Here is an 18,123-nt window from a genome sequence, read left to right as displayed (position 1 = left end):
TAGGTTATGGCGTCGCCGTCCGGGTCGGTGCTGCTTGCCGTGATAGTGATTGCTACGCCGGGAGCTATACTGTTGCCATCCGGCGTTCGGGTAATGACGGGTGTGGTCGGCGCCGAGTTGGTCACGGTGAAGGAGATGGCAGTCCAGTCGGAATAAAGCCCCCAGGCATCCTTTGCCCGGACATAGACTGTATGGTTGCCCACAGCATAGTAGCTGTCGGAGGTGTTTCCGGAGTATTCCAGGGTAACGGAATCCCCGTCCGGGTCGGAAGCGTAGGCATAGAGGTTGACCAGGAGATTACCATCCTTGGCTGTTCTGGTTACCGAGGCGCTTCCTGAAGGCTTGTTTGGCGCGCTGTTGGTGATGGTGATGCCCTGCGAGTAGCTGAAGGTTCTGCCTGCGCTGTCAGTGGTGCCGGCCGTCAGGACATAGCTTCCTGTGGCGCTGATTGTTAATTTGCAAAATAAATCATCCGTGATATAGCAGAATAAAAGAGCCGGAAATTTGGTCTAATTTACAAACCAAGAGGAATCATGCAGCAGAGCAAAAAGCGGTTTTGCAAATTGATACAACGTGAGTTTGCCCATTCATTCATCCGCAGAAAAAAGCCCGCAACAACGTGGTTGCGGGAAAATAGAGAAGTAAAATCACAATCCGGATTCCGAAGCGACTGCGAAAACGGCCTCGTCATCAATTAATTCAAGTTTTTTGGCACAGCCGTAAAGCAAGCAATTGGTTGCCAGATTGTTAATCAAGCGAGGAAACCCACGAGAACGTGAAGTAATGGCCTCAATGGCCTGGGGAGAAAAAATATCATGAAGAGCGCCAGCCAACTTAAGCTGATGCAGGATGTAGTGCCTGACCTCATCTTTCGAAAGGGAATTCATCTGATAACGCATCACCACCCGTTGGGCCAGGGGCTGATTGTGACTTAACCGTAACCGTTCCATAAAATGAGGAAGGCCAACCATAATCAGTATAAACGGATTGGCAGAATCCATCGCAAAATTGAACAACAAGCTAATGTCGTTTAAAAACTGATTGGAGACCATTTGCATCTCATCCAGAATGAAAACCGGTGTCATCTTTTGGTTGTGAAACAGATGAAGCGTGGCCTGCTGGATTTGAGCAAACAGGTCGACCTTGCGAAACTTCGGCTCCTGTCCTAACCCTACGGTCAACCCCCTGTAAAAGTCAGATACGGTGACAGTAGACAAGGGAAAGTAGATGGCCTTAAACAACGAAGGATTGAGCGAGGCAGCGAAATTTCTCATCAGCGAAGTTTTTCCTGCGCCAGCCTCGCCAATCACAACGCCCATACCGCGAGTCGACTTTAAATATTCCAGTCTGGCCGTGCCTTCGGAGAATCCTTGCGAGGAAAAGAAGTGTTTGGTTTCAAGCTCTTTGCGAAAGGGCACCGACGAGAGAGAATAAAAGGATTGGAACATCACACATCCTCCTTTTGGCAGGCCAGTAAACTGCCAAAAGAAATCGCAGTCTCTTTGGGAAAGTCCCTGCGTTCCCGTTTGACTTGGGAGTTGTCCCGAAACGATACCGGCGCAGCCACACCTACCTGGATGTCATTGTCATAGATATAGACTTGCTCGGGCGACTCCGGATCATAGCGTACTTCAATCCGTTGCCCGACTAGCTTGGCCGGGACTTCAAACAAACGGTTTGACAGCGTGATCGTTGCGTCGTGCTTCACCTTACGGTATTCCCGCTTAAAAAAGAGTCGTTCCAAAGCATAGGGATCCGTATATAATCGGACAGAAGACGGCTGTGACAAAAATAAGTCAAAAGGAGACATGTCCAGTGCGGAATGCGGTTTGCGATTGTAATCGCTCTCCAGCCACTTCCAAAACTGAGCATTTAAATCATCCAGGGATTTAGGCATATTGTTGGCAAGGAGCGGGTAAAAACGACGGCGCACTGTGCCGAAAAAACGCTCAATTTTTCCTTTGCTCTGCGGATCATAAGGCTGAGTATGAGTCAGCGTAATACCAAGAGCGGCGCAAGCTAAATGAAGCTCCCTGGCATGATACACCTTGCCGTTGTCAACATAAATCATCTTCGGGACACCCCGGCGGAGAATGGACTCTTTGAGCACCGCTTTCATGGGACTAAACTTCTCCGTAAACGAGAACTGAGCAAAAGGAACCAGCCGGGAGCAGTCGTCAATAAAGGCGAACAAATGAGTTTTGAGCTTCTTGCCGCCAATCGTAAGGTAAGGGCCAATGGACATATCGCCCTGCCACAGAATATTCACCTTATCATAACTAAAGCGTTTGCGTTCCTTTAATGCTTTCTCCTCCGGCCATAAAAGCTGTTGTGATTTTAAGAGCCGGTAAACGCTGTGGTAAGACACTTTGTCAGGAGCCAACACCGTGTTCTTAACCAGCTTTTCATAAAACAGCACAACAGAAAGCTCCCTGTTTTTCTGACGCGAAGCAATAATCTGCTCCTTTAGCTCTGGTGAGATCACCCGGCTTCTCCCGCGGTCAGAACGGCCTTTGGGTTTTAAGGCCACAAATCCGCCGCGGCGATAATCGCGGAGCCAGCCCTCCAGAGTTTTCGGTGCAAATTCTTTGCGGCCATAATAGGGGACCTCATGGAACTTGGCGCAGATTTCGGACAGGTAGTCTTGTTTAGAATCGACTTGATCATTCAAAAGCGGGGCGATCAGCCCATAACGAAATAGAGCGACTTGCTCGCGATCTTCATTTGTCAATGAACACACCTCCGGTAAATGGGGAGGCTAGCCGGCTAACCTTGTACAAAAGCCATCATACCGCAACTTTCTGACCTTCGCCAGCGAAAAGTTATGTGGGAACGCACTGGTTTACGCTCAGATAGAACCTATGGTACAATGAATGTGCCATAAAAGTATGTTTGTAGTGTTGATGAAACCTTTGCGAAAGGGTTTCGGCTGTGGGGACAGTTAACATACAAACCATTTTTGTGGCTTTTTCTTTTACATCTTGCGGAGTGACTTCAGGCCAGCCCTGGTCGCGGAAAAACATCTCCAGAAATAGCAAGTTGCCATGGAATCGTCTTCGATAAAAGCGCAGTAGGGCTGAACAAATTCTTGACGTGGTTGCCTTGGCAAGAAAGATTTGTTGCAACGCGGTCACAATGAACTCCAGTGAATACTGGAAATAGGGCAGTGCAAAGGAAGGCAGCATCGATATCGTCAGTTTGCACGTTTTGCAGTAGAACCTGGCTACCGGAATCCGTTTTTCCCATTGCTCATTCAAGATATTGCGCCAATAGCTGCCATGCCGATGAATCGAGTGAACGGCTCCGCAGACGGGACACTTTTCCGGTCGAACAATTTCTAATGCCTGAAATCGGGTAATGTATTGCGTAATAGTTTCTTTAACTGTAATCAGAATCTGCAAAAAATCCGCTCCCGTTGCTGTTGTAATGTGCAATATATTATAGCAAATTGGAACGGATCTGAAAAAACGCTTCGTCCGTATGATTCTGCAATATTTTCCCCGGCCAAGGATTAGATTTTTTGCAAGCTAACAGCTGATGGCAATGGTGCCGCCGCTGTTTGACAGACTTCCTGTGTAACTGGCCGTGCTGCCGTCCCTGATCAGCGACCAGTTGAGGGTTCTGCCCTCCAGCCCGGAGGTCGATGGTAACGACACGCTGAATCCGGAACCGATATGTGCAGAGGAAGGAACCGTAAAAGCAAAGCTGGCGATGGGCTTGATTGTTCCGGCATTGGAGGTAAAGGTGAATTTTCGCCCGTTGGTGTCGGTGACTACTGCCTGCAGCTTCACGGAAATGGTTTTATCCGTATTGAACCGTAGGGTGCCGCCACTCATTCCAAGGGTTCCGGTGGCATAATCCGTGTAGGGCGTAAAAGCACCCCCATCGACGGAAAGGTACCAGTCTGCCGTGACTCCGCTCAGCTCGGTACCGGAGGCAGTAACTGCCAAGGATTCGCCGCTGTAGGTCAGCGACGGGATGCTGATGCTCATAGTCGGGATGGGGGATATTGTGAAGCTCCGGCTTCTCGTAAACGTGCGGCCGGTGGGGTCCGTCATGGTCAGGATAAGTTCATACTGCCCCTTCGTGGGGAAGGTGATCGATCCACCATCCTTGGTCAATGTCCCGGTCGCATAGGCTGAATACGGCTTTGCTTCGCCATTGCCCTGAATGATCGTCCAGTCTGCGGTGAGGTTATCCAGATCGGTACCGCTGACGCTGACAGTCCCGGCTTCCCCAGCGTACCAGGGCTGCGGGATGCTGATGCTCATGGTCGGGATGGGATACACCGTGAGGCTCCGGCTTTCCGTGAAGGAGCGGCCGTTGGTATCCGTCATCGTGAGGATAAGTTCATACTGCCCCTTTGCCGGGAAGGTGATCGTGCCGCCCTCCTTGGTCAAAGTGCCTGCAGCGTAAGTGGAATAAGGCTTTGTATCTCCATTTCCTTGCTTAATAGTCCATCCCTCGGTGAGGTTTTCTAGATCGGTTCCGCTGATGCTGACCGTTCCTGCTTCGCCGGCATGCCAGGTCTGCGGGAGGCTGATTGACATCGTTGGGATGGGAAAGACGATAAAGCTCTGGCTTCGTACAAAGGTGCGGCCGGTGGGGTCTGTCATTGTGAGAATCAGCGTGTATTGTCCTTTTGTCGGGAAGGTTATAGTCCCGCCTGTTTTCGTCAGGGTTCCGGAGGTATAAATGTTATAGGGCTGTGTACCGCCGTCGCCCTGAATGACCGTCCAGTCTGCGGTGAGGTTATCCAGATCGGTACCGCTGACGCTGACCGTTCCTGCTTCTCCGACATACCAGGTCTGCGGGAAATTCAGCAGAACGGACGGGATGGGATAGACTGTGGTGGAGGAGCTGTAAGAGAACACCCGGCCCAGGGCGTCCGTCATGGAGGCCGTCAGGGTGTATTCTCCAACATCCTTGAACTGGATTTTGCCGCCGTAAGCGTTCAGGCTGCCCTCCAGCGCGTCGGTGAGCTCTGCCGGCTTGCCATCCTTTGTGAGCGTCCATTCCACCGGTAGCACGTTGTTGTTGCCGCGGGTCCGAAGGTCAACGGTGCGGTCGGTATGCGTCGATGCCGGCAGCTCGAAGGAAATATTCAGAACCGGCAGGACTTCGATCTTACCGCCATCCTCATAGAGGAACACACGCCCGGTTTCATCGGTGATCCTTGCAATGAGCTCATAGGTTCCGGCGTGTTTAAAGCGGATGGTTCCGCCGTTGTTGTCCAGAGTCCCGTTGATGTAGGTCGCAAGATCCTGGAATCCGAAGCCGTTCTCCAACAGCCATTCCACTTTTAAGTTCCCTAATTCCAAGGTTTCTGGAATCACAGAAACAGCGGTATCGGTGTGGGCGGTTTGCGGCAGCTTGTAAGTGATGCTGGGTACAGGATAGACCTTGATGGGTGCGGTATAGCTGTAGGTTCTGCCTGCAGGGTCGGCAAAGGCGGCTTTCAGCACATATTCGCCCTTTTCCTTAAGCCTGATGGTGCTGTTTGTATCCGTGAGCGTTCCTTCGATGCAGTCGGCAACAGGTACGGCTTCGCCGTCTTTTGCCAGCGACCACTGGATTTCGGCAGTCCCAAGATTCTGGAATGTTGCCTTTACAAGAACACTCGTATCGGTATGCGCGATCTCCGGCAGATAGAAACCAACGGAACCCACAGGGTAGACCGTGACGGTCTGTGAGGCTTCGAAGGTACGGCCGGTTTCATCGGTGAGGGTTCCGGTCAGCATGTACACGCCCTTGTCCTTGAACCGGATGTTTCCTCCCGCATCGGTCAGGGCGCCCTCCAGCTCGTCGGATAGCACAGCGGCTTCACCATTCTTGGTCAGGCTCCACACTACAGACAGGCCGCCGTTTTCAGTCAGCGTGGTGGCTACCTCCACGGTTTTGTCCGTATGGGAAGCAGCGGGCAGCGTGAAAGCAATACCGACTATCGGGTAAACCTTGGTGCTCTCTGTATGCGTAAAAATGCGCCCGGTTTCATCGGTTATGGTGGCGGTCAGCTTATAGCCGCCCTTGGTCTTGAAAACAAAGATGCCGCCGTCATTCCCCAGCGTACCATCCAGTATGTCTGTAGTCTGGACGGCTTCTCTGTCCTTTTCTGCCGTCCACATGATGTCGTGGTCGTATAGCTTTTCCAGCAGGAAGGTAAGGGTGACCGACTTGTCAGTGTGAGTAGTTTCCGGCAGGTCAAAGGTCAGGTCAATCACGGGATAGACCGTCACAGTTTTGCTTAAGACCGTTTCTTTTCCTCTGGCGTTTTTCGCCGTTGCCGTGAGAGTGTATTTGCCTTCCTCCTTAAACTGGATTGTACCGCCCTCCAGTCCCAAGCTGCCGGTGACGGCGTCTGCCAACTCCACCGGCTGTTCAGAGCCGTCCACCGCTGTTTTCGTCATTGTCCAGGTGAAGCTCTGCATATATTTCCACACGGGCATCACCTTGATCTCAGTATCGGTGTGTGCAGTTTCGGGCAGGTCAAACCGCACCTGTGCATCCGGGACATAATAGGAGCCGCCGCCTGAACCACCGCCCGGCGTGGGTGTCGGTGTCGGGGTCGGAGACGGGGTTGGTGTCGGCTGTTCCTTATCCGGGTCGGTAGGCGTCGGTATCGGTGTCGGCGTAGTGGTATCGGTTGCCGGGGTTGTTGGGGATGGTGTCGGTGTTGCTGGTTTCGGGTCGGCCTTGTCAAACATGTCATCGGCTTCTCCTTTGGTCACCGGGTCGTTCGGATGGAGCTTGTTATCCTCCGTATCCCCGATGATACCATCCTCCTTTCCAACAATGACATAGCCCTTGTTATCGTCCGCGATATCCGACTGGTCATCGTAGCCGCTGTGTCCTTGGGTGTTTTTCGCTTCCTCGTCCTGGCCCTTGGCCCGCACCATCATTTTAATGATCTCGGCGCGGGTGATGGGCTCGTCGGGTTTGAAGCCGTCCGGGTAATCGGCAGGGTCAATGATGCCGGTGTCAACGAGGGCCTCGATGTACTTCTCCGCCCAATGTCCGTCGATGTCGGGAAAGCTGGGCGTGTCTTTTTCCGATCCGGTGGTGTCCAGCTTCAGCTCCTTTGCCAGTTCCGCGGCAAATTCCCCGCGGGTGATGATATCGTTCTGCCCTATGAACAGTTCAGGATGCAGGCGATAGGCAATATAAAAGCCGCTGGTCACCAGCAGCACTGCCAGAAGAAATACCGCGAGGATACATTTCCTTTTGTCTTTCAGGTTCATAAATTTTTCATACCTCTCTTCCTTTTAAATTTGATTGTGAAAAAGCCGGAATCATATTCTTGATTCCGGCTTTAAGTCCTTAATATTTTCATAGCTTCAGCTCCATGCCTCCCGGCTCCTGCCCATCGCGGTGTGCATCCAGTATCTCCTGCGTGGGGTAGATGACCTTTCCCTCTACCATTTCAAAAACGCAGAAGTCATCGCGGTCACAGATCATGATCCTGTGCTGGTAGTCCTTCTGCATCTCGATGTAATCCTGTACCTCCTTGGAGCTGCACAGCCATACGCCGGAGGTGTAGCGGCCGTCCGGCAGGTAGCAGTAGCCGCTGAACTGCGGCTCGTTGCCCTTTAAATCCAGTGCGCCGATGGGCCGGATTTGAGAGAGCTGGAGGCGGGCCTTCTCAGAGAGGGCTTCCGGTTTTGCGATACCGAAGACGTCGCTCCGGTTCCAGCGGACATGTTCGCCATCCGCAAGAGAGACAGTGAAAATGGAACGGCCAATGGGATAGGGATTGCTGCCGTTGCCTCCGGTGCAGAAATAGAGCTGCCGTTCCGCGTTTCGGTATTCCTCCGGCAGTGCGGAGGAGTGAAGAACAATCACTTTTCCCGCGATGGACATGTCATAACCGACCTGCCGGCAATCCTCCTGTGTTAATAGGGTCTTATCACTCATGTCGTTGTCCCTTCCTCTGCTCAACGAGTTCCAGGAGCTTTGCGGCAATGGAAATCTGCTTTTCCTCCGGCATCTCCCGGATGGCGGCATGGACATAAGCTTCCACTGCCTCCGGCGACATGTCGCCCACCTCAATGAGATCGACCTTCTTCACGCTGACGGTTCCCTGGCTGACGCCGACCTTGACGATATCGCCGTAGTCCATGCCGGAGGCTGTGCGGAGCTCCTTGGGGATGAGGACGCGGCCTTTGCCGTCCATGATCTTGTAAATCGGTTTTGCTTTCATACGAAATAGCCCTCCTTTTTCATGACCTCCCGAACGGTTTCGGGGTGGACGCCGAAGGATTGGAACAGGGTCTTAAGACCATCCGGCAGGCGGTTCAGGATATCCGACTCCTTGATGATGATGGCGCCGGGAACACAGGTGACGTCCAGATCGCTGTCGATGGGAATGCCTGCGGCGTTTAAAAGCTCATGAGGAAGCGCGAAGTCATCCTCCGCTTCACCGTCCTCCGGTTCCTCATCCTCGTCACAGTCCGGAGCGAATGCAAAGGTTACCGGGGTATCTGGCGAGACGACCATCACCGGGCAGGGAAGCAGTCCTTCCTCTGAAATCGCCAGGGTCACGGTCATCTCTGAGTCTGGCTGGATAGCCGCCGCGTTGATGAATTCCATGGGCAACGGCAGGCGGCCTTCCTTGTCTACGCAAATACGTTTTTCAATCAGTTTCATAATGGTTTTCCTCCTAAATTTGATTTTTGAATAGTTATTCCATGCCATAAAATCCGGCAAGGTCGAAGAGCCCCAGCTGGGTCGGCATATCCCGCAGCCGTTCGCCGGTGTCGTAGTTGGAGATCAGGACTTCGGCATACTCGCTGCCGTTATCATAACGCTGGGCCAGATTGTTCAGGCGGCTGACCGATTCAATCTGGAAGTCCTGATATAGCTCCCGTATGAATTCACAGTCGTTGTAGCTTACCAGACACTTGCCCTGACAACCTGCCAGCGCATCCCGCAGACGGTAGTGATCCTCCTTGAGAAATTCCACCGCATAGTGACCTTCTGTCAAATAGTACGGCGGGTCGCAGTAGATAAAGGCGTTCTCCCGGTCGTATTGCTTGATTACATCCTCGAAGTCCTTATTCTCGATGACGGTATCCTTTAATCTTCGGCTGCCCTGCCAGAGCAGATGAAAGGTCTTACGGATATCGAAGGGCTGGCAGCCGTAGCTGGTACAGCCGCTTCCGTAACTGTAGCGTATGAGCTTAAAGAAGGCAGCGGCGCGTTTGATGTCATTCATCTGTGCCTTCTCAATGAGGATGGTTTTGATTTCCTCGAACTGGATCGGAGTCAGCTGCCGCTGAGCCAGCTCCAGTTCCTTCAGCATAAATTCGCTGGTGAATTCCTCCTTCTCCAGATATCGTTTTAGGACCATAAACTCGTCGCGGCCGTTTAATGGAAGGAATCCCAGTTCCGTCAGGAACGCCATCGGCTGGTCACGGACACAGCGGAACAGATTCGTCAGGTCGGAATTATAATCGTTGTACACCTCCATGACCGCGTTCAGGGGACGCCCAAACAGCACCCAGCCTCCGCCGCCGAAGACTTCGACATACCGCCCGTATTCCTTAGGCATCCTTTGGTAAATGAGATCCCGCAATGCTTTCTTGCCGCCCACCCAGCTGATGATGCTGTTCATCGCATCACCTGCCTTTCTTTTTGCCGTGTATCCGATCCAGGTCGGTCTTTAAACAGGAACCGTCGGGACTCCAGCAGATAAATCCGACGCCGGGATAAGGACAGCCCTCGCAGCGGGAAGGCTCCTTCGGGGAAGGTATCGTAAACTTCGGAGGTCCGGTGATCTCCGCGACTGTTTTTTCTTCTGTTTTTAAATCATGATTCATAGCTTCAGCTCCTTCCTCGGAAAACAAAAAAGGCGCTGCCTTTTTTGTAAAGACAGCGCCATTCTGTTCCGATATGTAGTTGGCCGGTCAACGCATCTGTTGGCCGGTTTGCTTGATGGAAAAGTCCAGGGTCATTTCCTGGTTGTTGCGGCGGATGATGCCATAGGGAGTAGTGATGGCTTTTGCTTCCTGCATCCATTTGGAATCGCAGCGTGAAAAGTGGAGCAGCTTCAAGTCGGGATCGCTTTCCGGAATGTGATAGCGTAGGAGGAATTCCTGCCTTGCATATTCTTCTGGTGAGGATAGGTCAGGATTAAAATCATAGCAGTCCAGGTTTCTGGTCAAGTCCAACGCCTGGTCGATGTCCGAGCAATCGCTGATTTCCAGGGCAGCTTTGAATTTCGGAAGCTCTCCGGCGTTCTCCAGTTCTCGGATACGTTCGGCAAGGAGATTCATTTTATCAATGTCCTCACTGAAAGAGAAAGCCTGCTCCAGCATCGGAATGGGACTGGAGCAATGGGTAAACACACATTCCTCCAGTGATACCGCACCCAGCTGCTCCAGTGCCGCGAGGATTTTCTTATCTCCAGCCGGCAGGAGAAGCGGCACAGTCTTATCCGGTTCCTTATCTTCCATATTAAAATCCGCCTCGGCTAGCTGGAGTTTGAAAATATATGGTGCTTCCTCCGGGAGATCGGGAAGGTGAGCGCCGTCATAGATTTGGTTCATAACACCGGAGCCATGCACTACATAATAACCATTCTTGAATATACCGCCTTCCGCTTTCCGCTGCTCATAACCGATTTTCTCATAGTCCAGCAGCTCCAGCAGTTCCTTCTGATACTCCGGCGGTATATGATTGACCGCGTCGATGAAGTCGTTGTCCACATAGAATTTTCCGAGCTCCCGATCATTGTTCACGGGAACCACATGGACATCCTCCAGACTATAAGTTAGATTAATGAGTGCTTTCATGTCCGGCCGTTCATCGCCCATCGCCACACACCCGTTGAAAGCCAGCAGGTCATGCGTGGGCAGATCGCTGATGCGGTGTGCCAAAAAATTTAGTTTGTCGAGGGAAGGCTTCTCCTGAATGAAGTTCAGTTCCTCGCCCTGCATATTAAAGCACTCGACAATTTGATATGGCAGACCGTCCCTGATCCGGGCGCGATCCATTGCGTCCTGTATCTCGTCCCGGCTGGCGGGAAGGTTTAGGTAAGCACCGACATATCCCGGCGCGTCATATAAGTCCGACCGCATGAGTGTAACGATCATCACTTTTTCTTTCTGCATTTGATCAACTCCTTCTGAAATAAAAAAGCGCCCTTCAGTTTCAGGTAGAAACCAAAGAGCGCTACATGTTCATCTGCAATCCCTGGTCGGGATAGAGGATAGCGAAGCGTGCAGTCTGCAGCTTTTCCGCCTCACCGTTTTTAATAATTTCGTTGTGTGAGCCGATCCACTGTAAGTCCTCCAGAGCAGCTAGCTCGGGCGGGCCTTGTCCATACCGGAAGGATTGGACAACCACAGAGATATATTCCGAGCAGCCGCAGTCCTCTACCAGCTCCTGATATGTCTGCGATCTTTGTATGTCCTCCACTTCAGGGATGCCGCCCATGATGGCAACGTCGCGGATGCCGGTATTGGTTTCCAAACCGATGAGTGAAAATATCTTGCTCATCACATCCCTCCCATCACGGGACCGCCGTGTTCAAGGTCGGGAGCTTTGTTTTTCATTTCATTCTCCAGCTTAAGGGAATAGTTTTCATGATTCCAAAAACTGACGTAAATCTCGCCGTCAGGAGTTTTGATGGGACGCTGCTCGAAACCTTCGCCGTATCCGTCAGAATTTTGTCCAGAGACATAATCCAAGAGTGCGGCAACTTCTTCGCCGGAGAGGGGCTCCTTCAGTCCGGCATTCATAACTCCCCACAGCTCGCCGTCAACAACCTCCACTGATGGATAAAGGCTATACACTTTTTTGTTGAGAGCTTCGTCGTGGATATATTCGGCAAGACCTCGATCGTTTTCGAAGAAACGATTCTCCTTGGCAATGGCAGCGAGAATCTGATCCTCATATGCCACAGCTTCCCTGGGAGAAAGTTCTTCCTGATCATCTTCCGAGCAGTCGTACTGAGGATAGGTGATGAGCTTCAGAGGAAAAAAGAATCGCATGGTTTCATTTGACATCGTGTTGTCCTCCAATCTTTTTGAGTTGTCAGTGCTTTCAGGGAAATAAAAAAAGGGCTATGCTTTTCGTTTTTAGAAAAACATAGCCCACATTTTTTTAGCTCAGTGCCAAAAAGACACTCCATTTTTAGCCTGTAAATAAAAATAAAAACATCAAGATATCCTCATAACAGGAATATTCAAGTTAACTAATATAGAAAACATAGCCTTTATCGTGGGCGTGTTGACAAATCGGATAATAGAACTGATCGGCATCAGTGTTGCCCATGACCAAGACCACGTATCTGCCAGAAAAAACTGCTTTAGAGCGATGGAAAGCAGTTACGAAATGTGATATATTTTTTCTTATATGTATGTTATAAAATTATGATGATGAACAAATCAAAGAACACAAAAGGGTATAAGTGAAAAATGTATGAATTTGCGAAAGAATTGTTTTTTAACGCCACGATCATGATATCGTTTATTACTTTGAGTAACCAATTATTTAGAGAAAAAATTGCAACACCTTCTTCAACAATGCATAGGAAAGTATTAACTGGGTTAATGGCGGGGTTGCTAGGTTGCCTGCTAATGGTTTTCAGCGTACATGTTACGTCTGATATATATCTTGATTTGCGCAATCTGCCGATAATTATGATGGCGCTATATACGACATTTCCGTCAGCAATTGTTGCGTCATTAGTAATAGGACTGTTTCGTATAGCATACTTTGGCATAAACCAATCATCTATTATTGCTTTTGTCGCCGCAATTTGCATAGGTATAGGATGCGGATTAATAGGAAAGTTAAACATTAGAAGGTCGGTAAAGTGGATATTGTCTATATTGATAGCATTCATTATTGCTGCATTGCCAATGGCTGTTGCTTTGTCATAGGCTTTCAAAAATAGTATGTTATCAATCAATTTCAAATTAATGCTGAGGAATATGTCAGCGACAAAGGAGAAAATGCTGAAGCGATTAATCACAATTAGTAACTTAAAACTTATAAACTATATGAATATGAGTATTTTAACTTGACATAGCCATAATTTGCATGGTATTCTCTTAATAATCTCTTTGCACTGCATATAAATCTACAGTACAATCTGATCAGGCGATGAACTTTGTAAAAGTTCATGGGGCTGGGCCTAATTAGGCAGCAGGTGAATACAACCTGTGGGACAGTAAAATGTTCCACAGGTTTTTTTTATATCTATTTTGGGACATATCTGAAGATTGCAATGCCATAGAGCTATCTTATAACAAGAAAAATTGGAGGTAACTATTATGACAGATGAAAAGATCAACAGGCTGAAGGGGCTGACAACCTCAGAGGCAACAAAGCTTCAAGAACAGTACGGCAAGAATGAGCTAGTTCCGGAAAAGAAAGAAAATATATTTCATAAAATCTTTCAAGTCATCACAGAGCCAATGTTTTTATTACTGATCATTGCAGCAGCAGTCTACTTTATACTTGGAGAGCCAAAAGACGGAGCAATCATGCTCGTATTTGTAATCGGGATAATAAGCATTGAAGCAATTCAGGAATGGAAAACAGATAAGACACTGAAGGCATTGAAGGACTTATCGGCTCCTCGTATCAAGGTGCTGCGTGATGGGGAAGAAAAGATTATCAACAGTGTGGATTTGGTTCCTGGAGATATCATGTTCATAGCGGAAGGTGTCAAAATTCCGGCAGACGGAACTGTTGTAAGGGCAAGTACGCTATGTGTTGACGAATCCTCTCTCACTGGAGAATCGCTTGGTGTCTGGAAAGTGACTAGCGATAATTATGTTAATGAAAACAATGATTATTGGCGACGTGATTATTGCTATGCAGGAACCCTTGTTACACAGGGTACAGGTACTGTTTTAGTTGATAAAATCGGACTTTCTAGTGAGTATGGAAAGATCGGCAAGGATATCGCTGTTGCCCCGATAGGAGATACACCTCTTCAGAAGCAGACAGGCCGATTGGTAAAGCTGAGCGGTATGATTGCTGCGGTGCTGTTTGTTTTGGTTGGTGTTGTTACATTCTTTAACATTCCTGATCACATAATTAAAAGCAGAGTTATTGAAAGCATACTATCAGGAATTACCCTTGCAATGGCTATGATTCCAGAGGAGTTTCCAGTTATATTGACGGTTTTCTTGTCCATGGGTGCTTGGAGGCTTGCAAAAAAACAATCGCTTGTAAGAAGGCTTCCTTCAGTTGAAACCTTAGGTGCAGTATCTGTTCTGTGTGTCGATAAGACAGGCACAATAACACTAAACAAAATGTCAGTTAGAGAAACCTTCAGCACCTCAGGCGATGAAAAATACATATCCAAGATAATGGGTATGGGCTGCAAGCCTGACGCGTACGATCCTATGGAAAAGGCTATGATCGCTCGATGTGAAGAACTGGGGATTTCAAGAGAGCTTCTTTTTAGCGGGCAGCTGCTAAAAGAATATGCCTTCACTGATGAATTAAAAATGATGGGCCATGTCTGGAAGAATGGAACTGAGATTGTAGTTGCCGCGAAAGGCTCTCCTGAGCGTATTCTTACAATATGCGACATTTCTCCCGACGAAAGAAAAATAGCCGAAGATAAGATTTACGAAATGTCCAAGCAAGGTCTTCGTGTGATTGCGATTGGCCAGATGGTTATCCAAAATAAAAATGAAATTCCGGATACCCTCCTGGACTGCAAGCTAGAGCTTCTGGGAATGGTAGGTCTTGCAGATCCGCCGAGAGAATCGGTAAAAGAAGATATCAAGACCTGTACAAAAGCCGGAGTTCGAGTGGTTATGATAACCGGGGACAACGGAATTACAGCAAGCTCCATAGCAAATCAAATCAATATGCCAAATAGCGACCATATAATAACTGGTGACGAACTCAATGAAATGAGTGACGACGAGCTGAGAGAAAGAGTGAAGGATGTTAGCGTCTTCTCTCGTGTTCTTCCTGAACATAAGATGCGAATTGTGAAAGCCTTTAAAGAAAATGGCGAAGTGGTAGCAATGACTGGAGATGGTGTTAACGACGCGCCAGCACTGAAATATGCTGATATTGGAATAGCAATGGGCAAGCGTGGCTCGGAGGTTTCAAGGGAAGCTGCAGACCTGATACTTCTGGATGATAACTTTTCAACAATTGTTGATACTATTAAGGATGGCAGAAGGATATATGACAACATTAAAAAGGCAGTTGGGTATGTATTTACTATCCATATACCTATAGCATTTGCTTCACTTCTTGCGCCTTTTATGGGGATAAGTCCTACGAGCCTCTTGCTTCTTCCGCTGCATGTAGTTTTGCTGGAGCTAGTAATTGACCCGACCTGCTCAATTGTATTAGAGCGCCAGCCTGCTGAGTCTAACATTATGCAAAGGCCACCACGCAATCCAAAAGAAAAGCTTTTAACAGCAGCAATGCTATCCAAGAGTGTAATGCAAGGCTTAGTAATATTCGGAGCATCCTTTGCAACGTACTACCATTTCATAAATATGTATCCGGAAAATGCACCTCTTGCAAGAACGATGGGGCTAAGCATTATATTCCTTTCCAATGTTCTGCTTGTGCAAGTAAACAGTTCAAATACAGAGTTTGCCTTTAGAACTTTTATCAGACAGATAAAGGATAAAGTAATGTGGGGTGTTATCATTGGCACTTTAGCCGGACTGCTTATTATGCTTTATACGCCACTTAGTGGATTTTTGAAATTAGCACCGTTGTCTTCAGAGCAACTGCTGCTTTCGGCTGGAATCTCATGTATAGCGGTGCTGTGGTATGAGTTGGTAAAACTTTTCCGAAAAGTCATTTTCAAGCAGGAGGCTTAGAGTGGTGAAGGATGATAATAAAGCATTGAGATATGTTAGGAAGAACATCATTCTTGATTCTATACTCTTTATATTTATGGCGGGATTAGCTGTTAGTTGGGATTCGGATTTGCATCCTATTCTTGGCATAATAGTAGTGATATTAGTATTGATTCATATTGCTTGGCATCAAAAACAAATAAAAGTAATGTTTCGCCAGGCTTTTCCAAATTTAACTATACAAAGACCAATAAAAACGATGCTTTTAGTTTTAGGCCTTATAGCCCTGATCCTATCGCTATTCATGGTATTTGAATAGACAGCATTTTTCAAACAAGTAAAATAAAACAATTGAAAGAGGTGTAATAGAATGAGTTTTTTTTCAAAATCATCAAAAGGGAATCACTATAGGCAAGGTAATTATGGAAGTAATCATTATCAGAAAAAGGGTATATTTGGCAACTTGCTTAATATGTTTGGTTCGGGAAGTGGTTCTGGGGGGCACTACAATAATTACGGGAACCAACCTTACCCGCCACAACAGGGCTATCCTCAAGGGCAGCAGAATCCATCATCAGTTCAGCAAAATACACTCGCATGTAATAAATGCAATTCCCGGGTTCCAGCAGGGTCGAAGTTTTGTCTGAACTGTGGTGAACAGGTCAAAACGGAGTTGTATTGCCAAAATTGCGGAGGAAAAATGCCACCCAATGCTAAATTTTGTAACAATTGCGGAAATAAGTTGAATGGTTGAGTTGATGCGATGTTTTAGTGAATTAAAACATCGAGGGAAAAAATACGGGGAATATACAATTGAGGAAGTAGCCGGTGAAGGAAGATACGGCTTGTGCTTTCATGCTAAAAACGACCATGGACAAAGGGTTGTTCTTAAAAGATTCAAACCTAGTATCTTTGCGCGAAATTCAGATAAGAATGCACATGAGGCAGTCATACTCTCAAAGCTCAGGGACTATCGAATCCCTGAGCTTCTGGGTGTGATAAATGAAAAATCATTCTATGCGTTTGTATTGGAGTTGAAACCTGGAATTACTCTAAAAGATATGCTTTTTAAGTATAATTATAAATTTTCAGATGAGGAAATATTTGATATTGGGATTAAGATCATAAACATAATCAAATATCTGCATGAAAATGGTGTGGCCCATAGGGATATAAGGATACCTAATGTTCTCGTTGATCAAGAGGATGTATATCTTATTGACTTTGGATTAGCCAGATTTGCAGATAATAACCTATATAAATATGATCTAGATTATTCTTATTTTGGTGACTTACTTCTTTACTTGATTTATTCCTCTTTTCAAAAGAAAGATAAAAAAAGGCAGCCTTGGTATGAGGAATTACCATTAAAGGAAAAGCAACAGCATTTTTTAAAGAGATTAATGGGGCTTGATATTATATATGAAAGCATCACCGATATTGAGACGGATTTTAATGATGCGTTTACTATTGCCAAGGATTGTACAAGGGCACAGACAAATTTCGAATTTGAATAAAAGGATCGGTAAGGTAAAATGAAATGTTGAAAAAACTCCAGGATATTGATAAAAAAACAAAAATCAAGTTCTCTATCCTTCTGATCTTTTCAGTAGTAATTGTGGCATTTATCCTAAGCAATTATGATTGGATTTTAAACAAACTAAATGATGCAGAGACGATAAGACAATATGTTCTTTCTAAAGGGTTCTTAGGATTTATCTCATTTGTTGTTATCCAGGCGTTACATGTTTTGCTGGTTGTGATACCAGGTGATATATTCAATTTCACTGGAGGTTACGTTTTTGGTATTCCGATAGGCTTTGGCTTGTCGATACTGGGTATTATGGCCGGAACAATGAGCGCATTCTTTATTTCTAAAACCTTGGGTGCTGAGTTTGTATCAAAATTGGTACACCATGATAAATTGAAAAAAATAAGCGACTTGGTTAACTCAACTAAAGGCTCATTCGGTATCATGATTATTTGTCTGCTTCCATTCATCCCCAAGGATTTACTGGTGTATATAGCAGGATTGACTCCTATAAAAGCTTCACGATTTTTCTTGATATATGGAATGTCAAGGATACCTGGAACACTAATTTGGGTTTCAGCTGGATCACAGACTCAAGAAAATAATTTGCAGGGGCTAATATTAACCTTTGTTGCATTGGCCTGCTTTATTGGTGTTGGTGCTTTGCTGCAGAAAAGGTACGGGAAAAGTTTATTGAAGAGTTAAATCAATAAGTATTTCATGGGAGTGTTTATTATGCCGATGGATTTATTTGCTATGCACACCCCTGAAAAATGCACACCCCCTTACCTTGAAATC

Annotated in this window: 19 protein-coding genes and 1 riboswitch; of the genes, 7 read left to right on the top strand and 12 right to left on the bottom strand. The window is 47.3% G+C overall.

What is annotated here, in order from left to right; all coding sequences use genetic code 11:
• The first annotated feature begins 6 nt into the window (after positions 1-6).
• Complete coding sequence (locus MAMMFC1_RS22035; protein ID WP_197723830.1) at positions 7-156, top strand: hypothetical protein; 150 nt, start codon at positions 7-9, stop codon at positions 154-156.
• Between the two features lie 491 nt (positions 157-647).
• On the opposite strand, the gene MAMMFC1_RS15255 is transcribed toward MAMMFC1_RS22035, so the two are convergent.
• The 12 genes from MAMMFC1_RS15255 to MAMMFC1_RS15200 all read right to left on the bottom strand — a co-directional run bounded on the left by MAMMFC1_RS15255 (position 648) and on the right by MAMMFC1_RS15200 (position 12,005).
• Entirely contained in the window at positions 648-1,448 is an 801-nt protein-coding gene (locus tag MAMMFC1_RS15255) for an ExeA family protein (RefSeq protein WP_126305554.1), read from the bottom strand.
• A complete protein-coding gene (locus tag MAMMFC1_RS15250; RefSeq protein ID WP_126305553.1) occupies positions 1,448-2,731 on the bottom strand; it encodes a DDE-type integrase/transposase/recombinase in 1,284 nt (427 codons plus the stop codon). Before MAMMFC1_RS15250 ends, MAMMFC1_RS15255 begins: the two co-directional genes overlap by 1 nt.
• 91 nt (positions 2,732-2,822) lie before the next feature.
• A complete protein-coding gene (locus tag MAMMFC1_RS15245) occupies positions 2,823-3,401 on the bottom strand; it encodes a DUF6431 domain-containing protein (RefSeq protein WP_126305552.1) in 579 nt (192 codons plus the stop codon).
• 126 nt (positions 3,402-3,527) lie between these two features.
• On the bottom strand, positions 3,528-7,238 hold the full coding sequence (locus MAMMFC1_RS15240) for an S-layer homology domain-containing protein (protein WP_197723829.1): 3,711 nt from the start codon (positions 7,236-7,238) through the stop codon (positions 3,528-3,530).
• An 88-nt stretch (positions 7,239-7,326) separates the two neighbouring features.
• The gene (locus tag MAMMFC1_RS15235; protein WP_028307119.1) at positions 7,327-7,911 is read right to left on the bottom strand and encodes a hypothetical protein; all 585 of its coding nucleotides are present in this window, start codon (positions 7,909-7,911) and stop codon (positions 7,327-7,329) included.
• Positions 7,904-8,197 (bottom strand): division/cell wall cluster transcriptional repressor MraZ, encoded by a 294-nt coding sequence (locus MAMMFC1_RS15230; protein ID WP_028307120.1) that lies wholly within the window; start codon positions 8,195-8,197, stop codon positions 7,904-7,906. The genes MAMMFC1_RS15235 and MAMMFC1_RS15230 overlap by 8 nt, the downstream gene beginning before the upstream one ends.
• Positions 8,194-8,643, bottom strand: coding sequence for a hypothetical protein (locus tag MAMMFC1_RS15225; protein ID WP_028307121.1), 450 nt, complete (start codon positions 8,641-8,643; stop codon positions 8,194-8,196). Before MAMMFC1_RS15225 ends, MAMMFC1_RS15230 begins: the two co-directional genes overlap by 4 nt.
• 34 nt (positions 8,644-8,677) lie before the next feature.
• Positions 8,678-9,610 carry a DNA adenine methylase gene (locus tag MAMMFC1_RS15220; protein WP_028307122.1) on the bottom strand — a complete coding sequence of 311 codons (933 nt, stop codon included), beginning with the start codon at positions 9,608-9,610 and terminating at the stop codon, positions 8,678-8,680.
• 4 nt (positions 9,611-9,614) lie between these two features.
• Positions 9,615-9,815, bottom strand: coding sequence for a hypothetical protein (locus MAMMFC1_RS15215; protein ID WP_028307123.1), 201 nt, complete (start codon positions 9,813-9,815; stop codon positions 9,615-9,617).
• A gap of 87 nt (positions 9,816-9,902) precedes the next feature.
• Complete coding sequence (locus MAMMFC1_RS15210) at positions 9,903-11,108, bottom strand: antirestriction protein ArdA (RefSeq protein WP_028307124.1); 1,206 nt, start codon at positions 11,106-11,108, stop codon at positions 9,903-9,905.
• Between the two features lie 61 nt (positions 11,109-11,169).
• On the bottom strand, positions 11,170-11,496 hold the full coding sequence (locus MAMMFC1_RS15205; protein WP_028307125.1) for a hypothetical protein: 327 nt from the start codon (positions 11,494-11,496) through the stop codon (positions 11,170-11,172).
• Positions 11,496-12,005, bottom strand: a complete 510-nt coding sequence (locus MAMMFC1_RS15200; protein ID WP_028307126.1) for a hypothetical protein — start codon at positions 12,003-12,005, stop codon at positions 11,496-11,498. Before MAMMFC1_RS15200 ends, MAMMFC1_RS15205 begins: the two co-directional genes overlap by 1 nt.
• Positions 12,006-12,416: 411 nt before the next feature.
• Here MAMMFC1_RS15200 and MAMMFC1_RS22960 point away from each other — a divergent pair, with 411 nt between their 5' ends.
• The 6 genes from MAMMFC1_RS22960 to MAMMFC1_RS15170 all read left to right on the top strand — a co-directional run bounded on the left by MAMMFC1_RS22960 (position 12,417) and on the right by MAMMFC1_RS15170 (position 18,030).
• Positions 12,417-12,884, top strand: a complete 468-nt coding sequence (locus MAMMFC1_RS22960; protein WP_084295519.1) for a LytS/YhcK type 5TM receptor domain-containing protein — start codon at positions 12,417-12,419, stop codon at positions 12,882-12,884.
• 202 nt (positions 12,885-13,086) lie between these two features.
• Positions 13,087-13,177, top strand: a riboswitch (NiCo riboswitch).
• 100 nt (positions 13,178-13,277) lie between these two features.
• The gene (locus MAMMFC1_RS15190) at positions 13,278-15,815 is read left to right on the top strand and encodes a cation-translocating P-type ATPase (protein WP_028307128.1); all 2,538 of its coding nucleotides are present in this window, start codon (positions 13,278-13,280) and stop codon (positions 15,813-15,815) included.
• Between the two features lie 4 nt (positions 15,816-15,819).
• Positions 15,820-16,113 (top strand): hypothetical protein, encoded by a 294-nt coding sequence (locus tag MAMMFC1_RS15185; protein ID WP_126309280.1) that lies wholly within the window; start codon positions 15,820-15,822, stop codon positions 16,111-16,113.
• 51 nt (positions 16,114-16,164) lie between these two features.
• Positions 16,165-16,548, top strand: coding sequence for a zinc ribbon domain-containing protein (locus MAMMFC1_RS15180; protein ID WP_028307130.1), 384 nt, complete (start codon positions 16,165-16,167; stop codon positions 16,546-16,548).
• Complete coding sequence (locus MAMMFC1_RS15175) at positions 16,541-17,311, top strand: protein kinase family protein (RefSeq protein ID WP_197723828.1); 771 nt, start codon at positions 16,541-16,543, stop codon at positions 17,309-17,311. Before MAMMFC1_RS15180 ends, MAMMFC1_RS15175 begins: the two co-directional genes overlap by 8 nt.
• Positions 17,312-17,334: 23 nt before the next feature.
• Positions 17,335-18,030, top strand: a complete 696-nt coding sequence (locus MAMMFC1_RS15170; protein WP_051533815.1) for a TVP38/TMEM64 family protein — start codon at positions 17,335-17,337, stop codon at positions 18,028-18,030.
• Positions 18,031-18,123 lie beyond the last annotated feature (93 nt).

This window comes from Methylomusa anaerophila, from assembly GCF_003966895.1.
GTDB classification, from domain to species: domain Bacteria; phylum Bacillota; class Negativicutes; order Sporomusales; family Sporomusaceae; genus Methylomusa; species Methylomusa anaerophila.
Note: the sequence above shows the minus strand (reverse complement) of the source record. Positions and strands in the feature narration are given on the sequence as shown.